The organism is Aggregicoccus sp. 17bor-14 (assembly GCF_009659535.1).
Classification (GTDB): Bacteria; Myxococcota; Myxococcia; order Myxococcales; family Myxococcaceae; genus Aggregicoccus.
This window is the reverse complement of record NZ_VJZZ01000002.1, coordinates 412,809-427,861: the sequence shown is the minus strand read 5'-3', so window position 1 is coordinate 427,861 and position 15,053 is coordinate 412,809. Positions and strand designations below refer to the sequence as shown.

The window sequence follows — 15,053 nt, the reverse complement described above, 5'->3', positions numbered from 1 at the left end:
CAGGCCCCAGGCGCACCTGGCCGTACGCCCAGGAGGCAGGGAGGGAGGGTGCCCACCCGGAATACGGCAGGCACCCAACCGTTCGCCCTCTACGGTCCGGAGGGGCAGCGGCCCGAAAGCGTTGGTTCCCACTGCCCCTGGCGGATAAGAACCTCTCTCATGGAAAGCCTCTCCCCTTCTGAGCCCACGAGCGCGGACCTGCAGGCGGTCGCGGAGCTCGCCGAGGCCAAGCGGCAGATCCTCGAGCAGATCGAGAAGCGCGTGGTGGGCCAGCGCGAGGTGGTGGAGCACCTGCTCATCGCGCTCTTCAGCCGCGGCCACTGCCTCTTCGTGGGCGTGCCGGGCCTCGCCAAGACGCTGCTCATCAGCACGCTCGCGGACGTGCTGCACCTCTCCTTCAACCGCATCCAGTTCACCCCGGACCTGATGCCCAGCGACATCACGGGCACGGACATCCTGGAGGAGGACAAGGCCACGGGGCGCCGCGCCTTCCGCTTCATGGAGGGACCGCTGTTCGCGAACATCATCCTCGCGGACGAGGTGAACCGCACCCCGCCCAAGACCCAGGCCGCGCTGCTGCAGGCGATGCAGGAGTACCGGGTCACCGCCGGCGGGCGCACCTACCCGCTCGCCCTGCCCTTCCTGGTGTTCGCCACCCAGAACCCCATCGAGCAGGAGGGCACCTACCCCCTGCCCGAGGCGCAGCTGGACCGCTTCATGTTCCTGGTCGACGTGGGCTACCCCACGGCGGAAGAAGAGGTGGAGATCGTCAAGAGCACCACCGGCGCGGCGCAGCGCCCGCTGCAGCGCATCCTCTCGCCGGAGAAGATCCTGGCGCTGCAGGAGCTGGTGCGCCGCGTGCCGGTGCCGGACCACGTGGTGCGCTTCGCGGTGGACCTGGTGCGCAACACGCGCCCCAAGGAGCCGGGCGTGCCGGAGTTCGTGCAGAAGAACGTGTCGTGGGGCGCAGGGCCGCGCGCGAGCCAGTACCTGGTGGTGGCGGCCAAGGCGCGCGCGATTCTCTCCGGGCGCTTCGTGGCCACGGTGGAGGACGTGCGCGCCCTTGCGCGCCCCGTGCTGCGCCACCGCGTGCTGCCCAACTTCACCGCCGAGAGCGAGGGCATCACCAGCGTGAAGCTGGTGGACCAGCTGCTCGCGCAGGTGAAGGGCTAGCCGGGCGTAGGGATGGCGCTGCTCGACGCCCAGACGCTGAGCCGGCTGCAGGGAGTGAAGCTGCGCGCGCGCGCCGTGGTGGACGGCGTGCTGAGCGGCCTGCACAAGAGCCCGCACCAGGGCCAGAGCGTGGAGTTCGCCGAGCACAAGGAGTACGCGCCCGGCGACGAGCTGCGCCACATGGACTGGAAGGCCTACGGCAAGTTCGACAAGTACTACGTCAAGCGCTTCGAGCACGAGACGAACCTGCGCGGCCTGCTCGTCGTCGATGCGAGCGCGTCCATGGGTTACAAGTCCGGCGAGCTGTCCAAGCTGGAGGTGGCCACCACGCTCGCGGGCGCGCTGAGCTACCTGCTCGTGAGACAGCAGGACGCGGCGGGGCTCGCGGTGATGACGGCGGGCAAGCTGCAGGACGTGCCTCCGCGCGCGTCTGCGGGGCACCTGAATATGCTCTTGGAGTCGCTCGAGCGCGTGAAGCCCGAGGGGACCACGGACCTCTTCGGCGCCGCGGACCACCTGGCCGAGGTGCTCCCGCGCCGCAGCCTCGTGGTGGTGTTCAGCGACCTCTTGGATGACCGGCAAGACGCGCTCAAGCGCATCCTGTCTCTGCGCCAGCGCAAGAACGACGTGGCGGTGTTCCACCTGGTGGACCCCGCCGAGCTCACGTTTCCGTTCGATGACCCGATGCTCTTCCTGGACATGGAGGGAGACCGCCGCGTGGAGGTGAACGCGCGGGAGATTCGGCAGAGCTACCTGGAGGAGTTCGGCGCCTTCCTCGAGGGCGTGAAGACCGCCTGCGCCGAGGCGAATGTGGACTACGAGCGCGTACGCACCGACGAGCGCCTGGACGAGGTGTTGCTGCGCTTTCTTGCCCGGCGCGGGGGGCGCAAGTGAGCTTCGCCCAGCCGTGGATGCTGCTGGGGATGGCCGCCGCGCTCATCCCCCTGCTGGTGCACCTCTTCGACCGGCGCCGGCCGAGGCCCCACCCCTTCGGGCCCCTCTCCTTCGTGCTGCGCAGCCAGAAGCGCACCGCGAGCCGGCTCAAGCTCAAGCGCCTCATCCTCTACACGCTGCGCACCCTCATCCTGCTGCTCATCCCGCTCGCGCTCGCGAGGCCGCAGTGCGCCTCGGAGGCGGTGGCGGCGCAGAGCGCGCGCGGTCCCGCGGCCACCGTGGTGGTGCTGGATGCGAGCCTCTCCATGCGCTACCGCGACGGAGGCCGCAGCCTCTTCGAGCGCGCGCAGGACGAGGCGCGCGACGCGTTCGCGGACCTGCGCGCCGAGGAGCCCGCCACGGTGCTGGTGTGCACGGACGCCCCCCAGGCCCCGCACGCGCTCGGCTTCGACCGCGGGCGCATGCGCGGGGAGCTGGACGAGGCGAAGCCGACTTATGCCCCCGCGGACCTGAGCCGCTGCCTGGAGCTCGCGGCGCGCGCGCTCGAGGATAGCCCGGTCGCCGGCAAGCGCCTGGTGGTGGTGAGTGACTTCACGCAAGGCTCTCTGCGCCTGGAGAGCCCCGCCCCCACCGTGAAGGCGCCGGACGGGCGTAGCGTGCGCCCCGAGGTGGTGCTGCGCGATGCGGCCGGCGGCAAGGCGCTGTCCAACCACGCGCTCGTGGATCTCAAGGTCGAGCCCGCGCTGCAGGCGGGCCCGCGCGCCTACCAGTTCACCTTCACCGTGAAGAACTACTCGACGGAGGCGGTGAAGGACCTGGCGGCCACGGTGCGCACGGGCGAGACGGTGCTCGCCAAGGGCTTCGTGGACGTGGCGGCCGGGGGCACGGCGCAGAAGGCGCTCACGGTGCGCTTCGCACAAGGGGGCGTCATCGCGGGCGAGGTGACGCTCGCGCCGGACGCGCTCGCCGAGGACGACAAGCGCGGCTTCGTGCTGCCGGTGCCGCGGGCCCTGAAGGCGCTGGTGGTGAACGGCGCGCCGAATGCCACGCGCTATCGGGATGAAGCCTTCTTCGTGGAGGCGGCCCTGAGTGCCCCGGGCTCACCGGTGCAGGCGAGCGTGCGCGACGCGGAGGCGGGCCTGCGCGAGGACTTCGGCCAGTACGACGTGGTGCTGCTGCTCAACGTGCCCGCGCCGGACGCGGATGTAGCGCAGCGCCTGGGCGCCTTCGTGGAAGCGGGCGGCGGGCTCTTCCTCAGCATGGGAGACCGCGTGGAGACGGAGGCCTACAACGCGAGGCTCAAGGCGCTCCTGCCCCGCCCCTTGCGCCTGGTGCGCACGGCGGCCGAGCGCGACGACACGGACGCGGACCGGAAGGCGGCGAAGCTCGCGCGCGTGGCCGTGGAGCACCCGCTGTTCAGCCCCTTCGCAGGGGCCGCGGGCGAGGGGCTCCTCTCCGCGCGCTTCTACCGCTACGTGCTCCTGGAGGCGCAAGGCCCGGGCGCCAGCGAGGTGCTCGCCACCTACGAGGACGGCGCCCCTGCGCTCGCGGTGGCGCGGCGGGGCAAGGGGCGCGTCGCGCTGTTCACCTCGACGGTGGACCGAGACTGGAGCGACTTCGCGATCCGCACGAGCTTCCTGCCGCTGATGCAGCGCATGTCGGCGTACCTCGCCGGAGCGCTCGAGGAGCGGCAGGAGCAGCGCGTTCGGGTGGGCGAGAACGTGAGCGTGCGGCCGGAGGGCAGCGAGCGCCTCACGGCGGTGCGCGCACCGGATGGGCGCGAGCTCGCGCTGCAGGCGCAGGGAGACGGCAGCTTCAGCGCGGGACCGCTCGCGGAGCCCGGCGTGCACCAGGTGCTGGAGGCGGCCGGAAAGCCCGTGCCCGCCCTCGCCTTCGCGGTGGCGCTGGACCCGGCGGAGAGCGACCTCACCCGCATCCCGCAAGAATCGCTCACCGCCTACTTCGGCGAGGAGACGGTGAAGGCCGCGAACGGCGACGCCCAGAAGCCCGAGGTCCCGGTGTGGACCTGGCTCATCGTGGCCGCCGCCGTGGCCTTCTTCCTGGAGGGCACGCTGCTGCGGAAGTAAAGGCTAAGGCGCAGTGCTCATCCCTGCGCACGAGATGGCCTCACTGCAAACCCGGCAATGCGTGACGCCACACCCTTGTCTGGGTCATGATTTCGCGAACAGCCTTGGCAGTAGGCGCAGTTAGGGGCATCCCCAGTGTCCCGAGCAAGAACTAGGTGCATCGCAATACTTTCACCTTCGACTTGTGAAGGGCTCCATTTGGGGTCGAGAGGAAACCTGTGAAGCTTATTACCGGCATCGACATCAGCGGCTTCCGCTCAATCAACAAGGGAAAGCTTGAGCACCTAGGGAGCTTGAATGCCATTGCGGGCCTCAACAACTCTGGAAAGTCGAATGTACTTCGCGCCCTAAACCTCTTCTTCACCGGCCAGTCGGATCAAAACCTCAATATCAACATTGAGTCTGACTATCACCGAGGCCCGAATGCCCCCAAGGGCAAGAAGAAGAGAATTAGAGTCGCGCTAAACTTCTCACTCCCTAGCAATTTCAAGTTCCAAAAGACCATCAAGAACGTCGAGTCTTTTCTTGGGGGAAGTACCTTTTCGATCGCGAAGGAGTGGACCCTCGACTCACTAACACCAAGCTTGGAACTCAACGGGAAAGAAATCAACGACCTGGACGAACGAGAATACATAAATCGTTTCCTGTCGCTGATTTCCTTTCGATACATCCCCAACAGAGTCCTGCCGCTTGAAATTATTCGTTCAGAACACCACGCACTGCGGGACGTCATAGTCCGACGTATGGCGGGCAAAACGATTGATCAAGAAAAGGCCTTTCAGGCTTTAGAGCAGATATCCGTTTCGCTCACTCAGGACTTGAGCAAGCATGTGCGCGAGGCATGTCCTGGGATTGGGGAGGTCAAGCTTGCCACGCCTCGTTCTCTGCAGGACATGGTCTTTGCTTTTGGCTATCGACTTGGCAGCGGCGAACATGAAACCGACGACAAGTTTCAAGGCTCCGGAATCCAAAGCCTGTTGATGCTTGAGACGCTGGCGCTGATCGACCGAGACTACAACCGTAAGTTTGGCTGGAAACAAGCCACCGTGTGGGCCCTGGAAGAGCCCGAGTCATCCCTACATACGGCTCTGGAAGCACAGGTCGCGCGATACCTTGCGGATGTATCCAGCGAGGAGAATGGGCGCCTTCAAATCTTTTCGACTACGCACTCGGACCTAGTCCTCCAGTACTCAGACCAACCCATTTTGGTCTCGCATGAAGACGGAGCTAGTTCACTATCGGCCCCGACGTCCAAACTGGAGGCTTTGCACGAAGCTGCTCGCACGGGGATCTCCAGATGGGTGCATCCTATTCTGTCGTTCCCGCTCGACCCCGTGATCTTTGTCGAAGGCAAGCACGACAAAGCCTTTATCGAAGCCGCACTTCGGATTTCGGCCCCCGACAGCGTCTTTCGTGTCGCAACCCTCGAGGAGCTCCAAGGCGGTGGAGCGACGGGAGGCATCGACGACATGATCAAATATCTCAAAACCCACATGCCTGCGATTCGAACCCGACTGAAGACGGCACCGATCGTCGTCGTTCTCGACTGGGATTCACTGTCGAGGAAGAAGGATATTGAGAAACTTTTCCACGGGCTCGACTGCGCACATGTGGTTGTCTGGGACGAGAGCAGCGCGAATCCGCATCTCGATGATACGTTCCGTGGAGTGGAACGCTTCTACCCAGACCGCATCATCGATGAAGTTGATCAAGCGCTTGGCGTCTTGGGCGTTCTCAAAGGGAAGAGGTTTCTGCCAAAGAAAGATGCGCCGAATTTCAAGAATCGCGCGTTCGATTTGGTCCGTAAAGGACTTCTTGAAGACGACCTGAAGTATGCGAAGGCATTCTTAGAAGCGCTGTTGAGCGCATGTGGCGTCGCCAACTCTGGTGCGTAATGGCTACATTCGCTACTCGCCGGCCGGCCTGTCGCGAAATTTTCGAACTGCGAGATTGTCAGCCCGAGAATTGCCTCTCCCTCGTGCAACCTCGCGACTAGACGCTAGACGCGATCTGCCATCGCAAAAGGTCTACGTCAGTTCGTGACTAGGAACATGCCGGAGCAACGTTTTCCCGCTTCAGGGATTTTCTGCTCTGAAGGATCTAGGTACATATGGATTCGCTTCTTGAGGCGGTCTCTCAGCTTGAGCAAACTTTTGTCCGTCGGAATCGCGCGCCACTGGGTGCGCTAGTGACTTGGGCAGAAGGCGCAAAGGGATTCCTTACTGCGCGCTGGCTTTTTGTTGACGAGCATCGCGAGCCGCGGGAAGGCCGGGACTACGGCGAACTCCGCCTCCGCGAGGTGTGGCTGCCCATAGAACAGGCCGTGCCGAGCTTGCGGTCTGCGCTAGTGCACCCCACTGATGGGACCGGCAGCTTTAACTTCGGCTCGTTCGACTACGGGAGAATCGAACGGCGAGTTAGTCGTTCGGACAGCCTCTCCGGCTGGTCTGAGTGGGTGCTTGAGGCAAGCCAGCAGAGTCGACGTCACGATCACGGACTCACCTCTGGTGTCGCTGTAGCCCACGGTCTGCCTCCGTTTCCCTCTTTTCATCGAGCAGTCGAAGATTGGGTATGGGGCGAACGACTAGTTCAACGAGATGGGCAAGCACGCCATCTCGGTGAGATGCTAGTCGTCGTTCCGGATACGAGGGGAATGCTCGGCAGCGTCCGATGGGAGGGCAATCGACTGTCGGGGACGGTGCATTCCTCGAGCGAGAATGACGAGCTTGAAATTCAAGCCGCGATTGCCACGGATACGGGTCGACTTGTGCTGCCTCCATTGAGGCCAGCGCCTTCAGCTTTTAGCTGGGAGACCCCAGTCGACGCCCGAGGTGCTGACGTCTATCTCGTACATTCCAGCCGAGACCTCATGGGCATGGCAAACCTATCTCCTGGAGCGACTCTAGTAGATCCGGCGAGGCAACTTCCCCCATCCGAGCAAGCTGAACGCGACTTGGCGGACGGAGAGAACGATCGTGTCGAATACAAGCCCTTCGTCAACCCCAAAAGCGACAAGGAGTCTGAGCTTATTGCGACCGTTATTGCCTTCGCCAACACCGTGGGAGGGCGCCTGTACATTGGCGTCAGAAACGATGGTGAGCCGGAGGGCGAGCAAACCTTTCGCCGAGTCATCCAGGGAGATAAACCTGAAGACGAAGACAGGTACTTGGCCTACTTGGACTCACTCTTTAGAGAGCGGGTGAAGCCTGTGCCCCCCCTTCAATATCGAGCTCGTCGGCGTCTCGGGCCATCGTGTAATTATGGTCAGAGTCGAGACAGGAGATGACCGTCCCTATTCGGGCAAAGCGAATGAATTATTCATCCGAAAGGGCGCTTCGAACGTCCGGCCCGACCCAAAGACTGAACTACCTAAACTCTACGAGCGAGCATCGTTGCCTCACTCGCTATATGGCTCAGGCATTGGCTTCGGCTTTGGACGAACAGGGGGCGGCCTGTTCTGAAGGCCGGACCATGGTCCGGTCTCAATCGCCTTACGTATTGCCCGTTCCGTTCTTGAGGGACGACGGCGTTCTAAAAGATGAGTTTCTTTAGTTCCTCCGTTTTCCGGTCGTACTCACTCTGGCTCAGGATGCCCTCGTCGAATAACTTTTTGCATGTCAGCAACTCGGCTTGAGCCCGCGTTTTGTCTCGATTCTTGACAAACTCATCTGCTAGTGGCTTCAGGCCATAGCCGAGCCCTCCGAGAGCAACTAGAGCTCCCAGCAGCGCGATATCGCTTTCGGTTGCCATTGCAGCTCCGATAACGAAGATGACGGCGCCGATCATGGTTCGCTTAAATGAGCTATTTGCCATTGTTGGTGCTCCGACCGACATCCCTGTCGGCTTTCGAGAGGAGATGACCTTCGGGGTGAGGTACACGGGATAGATAGGGCAGCTCTTGCTCTGCGCGACTGGTTGGGGGGCACTACCGACCATCCCGTGGAGAGAAGATCGAACGTGAACTCGGTGGAACCATAGAACAAACAGGCCCGCTCATGCTCCTAGCGGCTGCGTAATCCGAGTAGGGCAGGACGCCATCGGGAGACGGTCTTGCTGGGGCTCTCAAAGGCATATGAGTACGCTGGCGAAGCGCCTCTGGGGGTTGCGGTTGGCCGACGCACCGCAGTTTGACGTAGTCAGTGTCCTTAGCGCAGTTGGATGCTTTCACGCGCTAGCGAATAGGCGTCCGCAGAGCACAGCATTGAGTCGGAGTAGCGCTGCTGCGCCTTACCCGTCGCCGGGCAGCGGCAGGTGGCCGTGGAGGATGGCCACCACCACTCGGTTTCCTGACTCGGGCACCGGCGGATGCAAGTGCAGCCGGTTGGTGTGGCGCTCGAACTTGTAGTGCCACTCGCAGTAGAGCGTGCGGCCCTCCAGCTCGCGCTCCCGTGCTCGCCGGCAGGCTCCGTCCTCGCGCACGTTGGGCTTCTCGGGCGCGACCTCGCAGCCCCACTGCTGGAAGCGCCGGCCCACGAGCTGGTTCGTCACCGGCTGGCGCTCGGCATCGCTCGGCGCGGGGTCGTTGCGTGAGAGCCGGCCACTCTCGTCCGTGAACACCCACGCGCCGTGGTCATCCAGCACGCCGAGCACCTGGTGCAGCGCCTCGCGCACGCGCGCGTAGCCGCCCTCCATCTCGCCGAGGCCACGCCACACGCCGTCGTAGAAGTACAGGTCCGGAAAGGCGTGCTCGGCGAGCGCCTCCAGACCCCGCTCGTCCACGCGCTCCAGCTCGAGCGCGTGGCGGAAGAAGGCCCGGTGCGTCGCCTCGTCCACCACGAAGTGGACCTGCGTCGCCCTCCCCTCCATCACCACGTCCTGCGGCCCCTTCAGCGCTCCGGGCAGGGGCAGGCACGCCGTGGCCACTCCCGCCTCCGTGCGCGCATGCGCAAACGCCCCCGAGACCGAGATCACCGGCTCCGCGCCACCGATGCGCACCTCCAGCCCGGGCCATGCCTCCTGCTCGTCCCACAGCGTGAGCGAGCCGAACAGGGCCGCCACGCGCTGGCCCACCTCGGGCGGGAGCGAGAGCGGCAGCTCCGTGTTGAAGAGCAGGTCCGAGAGCTCGTGGCCGTGCACCTGCTGGCGCAGCAGCTCGGTGCTCGCCGCGAAGGGCTCACCGCGCTCGCGCGCCACGTCCGTGCGGTCGAGCAGCTGCTCGAGCCGCTCGATGAACCCTTCGCGGTCCCTGCCGTCCCAGCTCCAGCTGGACTCCTCGAGGACGAAGCGCATCCGCTACTTCACCGCCCCGCGGCGCACCTTCGCGAGCACGGCGACGTCCACCTGGTACTGGTCGAAGAAGCGCTTGGGCCACTCGTTCAGCCCACCCGAAGCCGAGAAGCGCAGCGGCGTGTTGCGCGGCTCGCCGTCCTCCTTCGCGTCGAAGAAGTGCACCAGGGCGTCCTCGGGCTTCAGCAGCCCGAGCTCGCCAATCGCGCGCCGGATGCCGTTGAGCACGTGGTCGCTGTGCGTCTCCACCAGCACCTGGACTCCCGTCGCCGCCACGGTGGCGAGGAAGGTCCCCATGCGCGACTGCCCCGCCGGGTGCAGGTGTGCCTCGGGGTTCTCCACGATGAGCAGCGCGTCCCGCTGCGGCGCGACGAGCCCCGCCACCACCACGGGCAGGCTGTAGCTCAGCCCGAAGCCCATGTTCGGCGCGCGCACCCAGTCGCCGCCGGGCGCGCGGAAGCGCATCGCCGTCACCGAGGTGTTCGGGAAGGCCACGGACTCGATCTCGGTGGGCCGCGCGATGTCCGAGAGCCAGGCCTCGACCTGGTACTTGAGGAACGCATCCGCGTCGTCCGTGAGCGAGGGGTGCCGCCTGCCCACGGGCACCTTCTCCTTCAGCCCGTGGCGCGCGAGCACCTGCGCGCAGTACTCCCCGCGCACGCCCACGCCCAGGTCGTCCTCGGGGCGCGCGCTCGCGGGCAGCACGTCACGCGGTCCCAGCCGCTCCGCCGACAGGTAGCCGAAGCCGCGCGCGGGGCCGCCGAGCACCGTGGGCACCGGGTGCGGGCGCTCCTTGATGGGCAGGTGCAGCAGCTCCTCGTCGCGGGCGTCGAAGATGTAGAGCGCGCGCTCCTCCTCGCCCTCGCCCGGGCGCACCGTCACGCGGATCTCATTGGAGCCCGCGGCGGTGTTCAGGTTGAGCACGTCCTGCACGCTGCCCAGCTCGAGGCCGTAAGGGCCGTTGAGCGAGACGGAGCGCGCGTTGAAGAGGCTCGCCTCGCGCAGCATGAGCAGCGTGTGGATGACCGAGGTCTTCCCCGCGCCGTTGAGTCCCGAGAGGACGGTGAGCGGTGCGAACTCCACCGAGGCGGAGGCGAAGCGCTTGAAGCCGGCAATCTCCAGCGTCTTGATCAAGGTGTCTCCCGCTGCAGGATCTCACGGGCCCGTGTGAAGCGCAGCGCCACCCGCAGTGCGTCGCCGGTGCTCACACTCACGGCGTCGCTGTAGGCAGGGTCCTCCAGGAGCGCTCGCGCGGCAGCGGAAATCTCCGCACTGCGCGGCGCGAGCGCCTCGGGCGCGTGGTCCGCGAGCGCCACTGCCCAGCTCTCGAACAGCGCGCGGTTCAGCGGCCCCGGCTTCGTCGCAGCGGGCGGGTACTTGCGGAACGCGCTCGCGCCGAAAACTGCCGTCGCACTGCGCATCGCGCGGTCGAAGTCCGACACCAGCCCCTCGCGCTCCGCGTCGGTGAGTGCGGGCTTCTGTGGGTGCGTACCGTCGAGGCGGCGCGTGAAGTCGAGGAGGAACGCGTCCAGGCCCGGAAACGGGAGGTACTCATCGAACGCCACCCGGAACGCGCAGAAGCGCAGCGCGAGCTCGCGGTCGGTCATGCGGCGCTCGTTCTGGAAGGCGCCGCCGGTGGCCTCCGCGAACGAAGGCAGCGCGGTGAGCCGCGTGAGCAGCTCGCGCGAGCCGCTTCGCCCCATGAGGTGGCGGATCTCCTGCGCGGTGAGTGGGCTGCCGCCCGTGTTGATGCGCCGGAAGACGTCGAACTTCACCTCGTCCGGCGTCGAGGGCTCGAGCACGTGGATGGCGAGCTGCGCCCCCTGGAAGCGGCGGCGGAACTGGGTGTCCAGCGTGTCGAAGGTCTTGCCGGAGAGCTCCGGGAAGTACTCGAGCTCCGTGAGCGGCTCGAGCCCCTTCGCGAAGCGGTGCAGCACCGTGAGTCTCTGCACGCCGTCCACCACGTGCAGCGTGCCCTGCGTGTCCTGGTGGAAGTAGAGGGCGGGCAGCGGAATCCCGACAAGCACGGACTCGACGAGCAGCGACCTCTGCCGGCTCGTCCACAGCGCGAGGCGCGGGAAGTCCTGCGCGAGCGCGATGTCGCCCGCGTCCACCAGGTCGAGCGCCTGGCGCACCGAGAGCGGCTTGGGGACGATGCGCAGCTTCCCCGCGTCCAGGGCCTTGCGCTCCGGAACCCCCGGCCCCACGTCCTCGACCTCGGTGTCGGTCGGCGCGTCGTCGAAGCACTCCTGGCGGGGGCCCGACACCGTCCGCTCACGCTCTTCAGCACTCAAGGATCTCGCCCTCCAGCGAGGCGCGGTCGCGGCGCGCCGATGGCGACGACTCTCTCACGGCTTCGGGACGGAGCGCGGGTGTATTTCCCGGGCGACCCAGGAGGCATTCTCTCTCACCTCGCACGAGGGAGAGGGAGTCTGGTTCCGGGTCTGCGTCCTTTCTTCCTCCCGCTCAGCGAGGGAACCCTGATGACCCTGCCCAAGACCGGTGGCACGCCGCGCGTGCTCGCCGACGCGTACCTCTCGGCCAACGCCCTCGCCATGCCCCCTCGCGCCCGGGGCGCAGGCGCTCGAGCGCCCGCAGGTGGAGAACCGCTGGGCTGAGCCCGCGTCCAGGCCCGCGCGCTGCTCAGCCCCTGGCCTCCCGAAGGCCGGCCCTGCCGGGCGATTGACGGGGGGCCTGCACGCGCCAACAGTGGCTGCCCACCCGCCGGCGATCCGCGCAGGTCGGGAACCCGGAGAGGGCGCCATGCAGAGAGCCCGGTGTGCGACCACGCTGTGCCTGCTCGCGCTGCTCGGAGGCGCGGGCCGCACCCACGCCCGGGAGGGCGACGGCAGCTTCTGCGTGCTCTCGGTCGAGGAGACGCCGGGCCGACTGGCCATCCTGGACCCCGGCGGAGGGGTGCGGGCCCGAATCCCGCTGGGCGAGCGGCCCCACGAGGTGGAGGTCTCCCCGGATGGCCGCACGGCCTACGTGTCCCTGTTCGGCATCGCCGACTACGACAACCGCATCGGTGTCCCCGGCGTGCGCGTGGCGCGCATCGACCTCGCGCGCGCCACCCGCGTGGGCGAGTACCGCCTCCCGGCGGACGTGCGCGGGCCGCACGGCGTCAAGCTGCGCCCTCCGAGCGCCGCGGAGCTGTTCGTCAACGCCGAGGTGGGCAGCGACACGATGCTCGTGTTCGACGTGGAGCGCGGTGCACTGTTGCGTCGCTTCGCCGTGCCCGCGGGCACGCACAACTTCGTGTTCTCCCGCAGCGGCGACGCGCTCTTCACCTTCGCCGGGGCCGGGGGCGTCTCCCGGCTGGATCCGGTCAGCGGGCGCATCCTGGCCCATCGCGACGTCGGGTCGCCGGTGCGGGGGCTGCTCGTGAGCCGGGAGGGTGAGCTGCTCGCCAGCGCCCGTGGCGAGGTCGTCGTCCTGCGTGCCACGGACCTGTCCGTGCTCCGCCGCCTCGCGGCGCCGCGCCCCGGACAGCTGGTGTACCTGGACCAGCTGCCCGACGGCACGGTCGTCGCCCCCTCGCTCTCCGACGGAGGCGTCGCCGTCTTCCCGCCCGGAGGCGCCCCCGCGCGCTTCCTGCCCACCGGGAAGACCCCCATCTTCGCCCGGCGCGGGCCCGACGGACGCATCTACGTGGCCAACGTGGACGACGATCACCTCAGCGTCATCCGCGCGGAGGACCTCTCGCAGCGCGTGCTGGGCGGGGTCACCACCCCCAATGGCCTCGGCTTCGGCGCCTGCCCGGAGCGCTGAGGGAGCGCATCGGCGACTCCTGGGTGGAGCAGCTCCCCGCGGCGCTCCGGCCTCCGGAATCGCGGTGGACCCGTCGCCCCTGCTACGGTGCGCCGCTCCCGGAGGCCGCATGCGACTGCTGTTGCTGACCCTCACGCTGCTCGCGGCCCCCCGCGCGTCCGCCCAGGCCCCTGCTCCTTCCTCCAGCGAGACGGCGAAGCTGCAGCGGCTGAGCCGCGACTTCTGGGACGACTTCCTGACGGACAACCCCGGCTACGCCACGTTCATCGGCGACCGGCGCTCGGACCGGAAGCTGTACGACGAGTCCGAGCGCGCCTACCAGCGCCGCTTCGCCACCGCGCGGCGCTTCCTCGCGCGCGCCCGCGCCATCGACGCTCGCGCGCTCGCCCCCACGGACCGCGTCAGCCTGGACGTCCTGCAGCGCCGGCTCGCCCTGGCGCTCGAGGGCGAGGCGCTGCACTGCTACCTGGAGGAGAACATCCTCCTGCCCCTCAACCAGATGGAGGGCCTGCACCACCGGCTCCTCAGCCTCCCCACCACCCACCCCTTCGCCACCGCGCGCGACTACGAGAACTACCTCGCGCGCCTGCGCGCCTTCCCGCCGCAGGTGGACGCGGTCATCCACAACATGCGGCGGGGCATCGCGCTGGGCGTGGTCCAGCCGCGCGCCGTCGTCGAGCGCGTCCTTCCGCAGCTCGAGGCCGGCGCGACGGCGGCTGCGGCGGACAGCCCGCTGTACGAGCCCGTGCGCCGCTTCCCCGAGGGGCTCGGGGACGGGGAGCGCGCACGCCTGGAGGCGGCCATCGTGCGCGCGCTGGAGACGCACGTGCGGCCGGGGTTCCGCCGGCTGCACGCCTTCATGCGCGACGAGTACCTGCCCCGGGCGCGCTCCACCTTCGCGATGTCGGCGCTGCCGCGAGGGGACGCGCTCTATGCGTACGCCCTGAAGGTGCGCACCACGACGGACCTCTCGGCCGACGCCGTCCACGCGCTGAACCTCGCGCAGCTCGAGAAGGCCGAGCGCGAGCGGGCGGAGCTGGTGCGCTCGCTCGGCTTCGCCGGCACCCCGGCCGCATTCAACGCGCAGCTGCAGGAGGACAAGGCCCAGCGCTGGTTCGACGCGGCCTCCGTGGAGCGCGACCTGCGCGAGAGCCTCGAGGCCATCCGCCCGAAGCTGCCGCAGCTGTTCGCGAACCTGCCCCGCGTGGACTACGCGCTGAGGCCGGTCGAGCCCTTCCGCGCGGCCTCGTTCCCCAACGGCGCCTTCATCCCCGGGAGCCAGGACGGCCGGCGCGCCGGCATCTTCCTGTACAACACGCACAACGTGGAGACGGAGGGCGTGCGCAAGTTCCTGCTGCCCGCGCTCGCGTTCCACGAGGTGGTGCCCGGGCACATGCTGCAGGCGGAGTACGCGAGCGCGAGCACGTCGCTGCCCGCCTTCCGCCGCTTCGGCGGCAACGCGGCGTACAACGAGGGCTGGGCCACTTATGCCGAGTCGCTCGCCGAGGAGCTCGGGGCGTACCGGGACGGGCCCGCACGCAACTTCTACCTGACGTCGAAGGTGTACAGCCACGCGAGCGCGGTGGCGGAGACGGGGCTGCACGCGAAGGGGTGGACGCCGGAGCAGGCCGCCGCGTTCCTGCGCAAGTACGTGGCGATGCCGCCACCGCGCTTCGACATGACGCTGGCGCGCTGGGCCGTGCTCCCCGCGCAGAACCTGGGCTACGGCATCGGCGCGCTGAAGTGTCGCGAGCTGCGCGAGCGCGCCACGCGCGAGCTCGGCGAGCGCTTCGACGTGCGGGAGTTCCACGCCGTCGTGCTGGGCGCGGGCAACGTTCCGCTGGACGTGCTGGACGGCATCGTCACGGAGTGGATCGCCACGCGGAAGGGGACCTGAGGCGG

The 15,053-nt window shown here is 67.5% G+C and carries 12 protein-coding genes; 8 read left to right on the top strand and 4 right to left on the bottom strand.

The features are described 5' to 3' along the window. Positions 1-159 precede the first annotated feature (159 nt). The 5 genes from FGE12_RS05745 to FGE12_RS30860 all read left to right on the top strand — a co-directional run bounded on the left by FGE12_RS05745 (position 160) and on the right by FGE12_RS30860 (position 7,440). Positions 160-1,173 (top strand): MoxR family ATPase, encoded by a 1,014-nt coding sequence (locus FGE12_RS05745; protein WP_153865251.1) that lies wholly within the window; start codon positions 160-162, stop codon positions 1,171-1,173. A gap of 12 nt (positions 1,174-1,185) precedes the next feature. Beyond that, positions 1,186-2,067, top strand: a complete 882-nt coding sequence (locus FGE12_RS05740; protein ID WP_153865250.1) for a DUF58 domain-containing protein — start codon at positions 1,186-1,188, stop codon at positions 2,065-2,067. Continuing rightward, positions 2,064-4,154 carry a BatA domain-containing protein gene (locus FGE12_RS05735; RefSeq protein ID WP_194797615.1) on the top strand — a complete coding sequence of 697 codons (2,091 nt, stop codon included), beginning with the start codon at positions 2,064-2,066 and terminating at the stop codon, positions 4,152-4,154. Before FGE12_RS05740 ends, FGE12_RS05735 begins: the two co-directional genes overlap by 4 nt. A gap of 218 nt (positions 4,155-4,372) precedes the next feature. Continuing rightward, the gene (locus FGE12_RS05730; RefSeq protein WP_153865248.1) at positions 4,373-6,049 is read left to right on the top strand and encodes an AAA family ATPase; all 1,677 of its coding nucleotides are present in this window, start codon (positions 4,373-4,375) and stop codon (positions 6,047-6,049) included. Positions 6,050-6,264: 215 nt separating this feature from the next. Beyond that, on the top strand, positions 6,265-7,440 hold the full coding sequence (locus FGE12_RS30860; protein ID WP_153865247.1) for an ATP-binding protein: 1,176 nt from the start codon (positions 6,265-6,267) through the stop codon (positions 7,438-7,440). A 245-nt stretch (positions 7,441-7,685) separates the two neighbouring features. Here FGE12_RS30860 and FGE12_RS05720 read toward each other — a convergent pair whose 3' ends face one another. The 4 genes from FGE12_RS05720 to FGE12_RS05705 all read right to left on the bottom strand — a co-directional run bounded on the left by FGE12_RS05720 (position 7,686) and on the right by FGE12_RS05705 (position 11,647). Next, positions 7,686-7,940 (bottom strand): hypothetical protein, encoded by a 255-nt coding sequence (locus tag FGE12_RS05720; protein WP_153865245.1) that lies wholly within the window; start codon positions 7,938-7,940, stop codon positions 7,686-7,688. A gap of 441 nt (positions 7,941-8,381) precedes the next feature. Then, on the bottom strand, positions 8,382-9,383 hold the full coding sequence (locus FGE12_RS05715) for a hypothetical protein (RefSeq protein WP_153865244.1): 1,002 nt from the start codon (positions 9,381-9,383) through the stop codon (positions 8,382-8,384). Between the two features lie 3 nt (positions 9,384-9,386). After that, positions 9,387-10,514: a DUF3696 domain-containing protein gene (locus FGE12_RS05710; protein ID WP_153865243.1), complete on the bottom strand. Its 1,128-nt coding sequence runs from the start codon at positions 10,512-10,514 to the stop codon at positions 9,387-9,389. Continuing rightward, complete coding sequence (locus FGE12_RS05705) at positions 10,511-11,647, bottom strand: DUF262 domain-containing protein (protein ID WP_194797613.1); 1,137 nt, start codon at positions 11,645-11,647, stop codon at positions 10,511-10,513. Before FGE12_RS05705 ends, FGE12_RS05710 begins: the two co-directional genes overlap by 4 nt. Positions 11,648-11,863: 216 nt before the next feature. On the opposite strand from FGE12_RS05705, the gene FGE12_RS30620 reads away from it, so the two are divergent. The 3 genes from FGE12_RS30620 to FGE12_RS05695 all read left to right on the top strand — a co-directional run bounded on the left by FGE12_RS30620 (position 11,864) and on the right by FGE12_RS05695 (position 15,048). Then, positions 11,864-11,998, top strand: a complete 135-nt coding sequence (locus tag FGE12_RS30620) for a hypothetical protein (RefSeq protein WP_255449836.1) — start codon at positions 11,864-11,866, stop codon at positions 11,996-11,998. Between the two features lie 145 nt (positions 11,999-12,143). After that, complete coding sequence (locus FGE12_RS05700; RefSeq protein ID WP_153865239.1) at positions 12,144-13,151, top strand: hypothetical protein; 1,008 nt, start codon at positions 12,144-12,146, stop codon at positions 13,149-13,151. A 109-nt stretch (positions 13,152-13,260) separates the two neighbouring features. Then, positions 13,261-15,048, top strand: coding sequence for a DUF885 family protein (locus FGE12_RS05695; RefSeq protein ID WP_194797612.1), 1,788 nt, complete (start codon positions 13,261-13,263; stop codon positions 15,046-15,048). Positions 15,049-15,053: the final 5 nt, after the last annotated feature.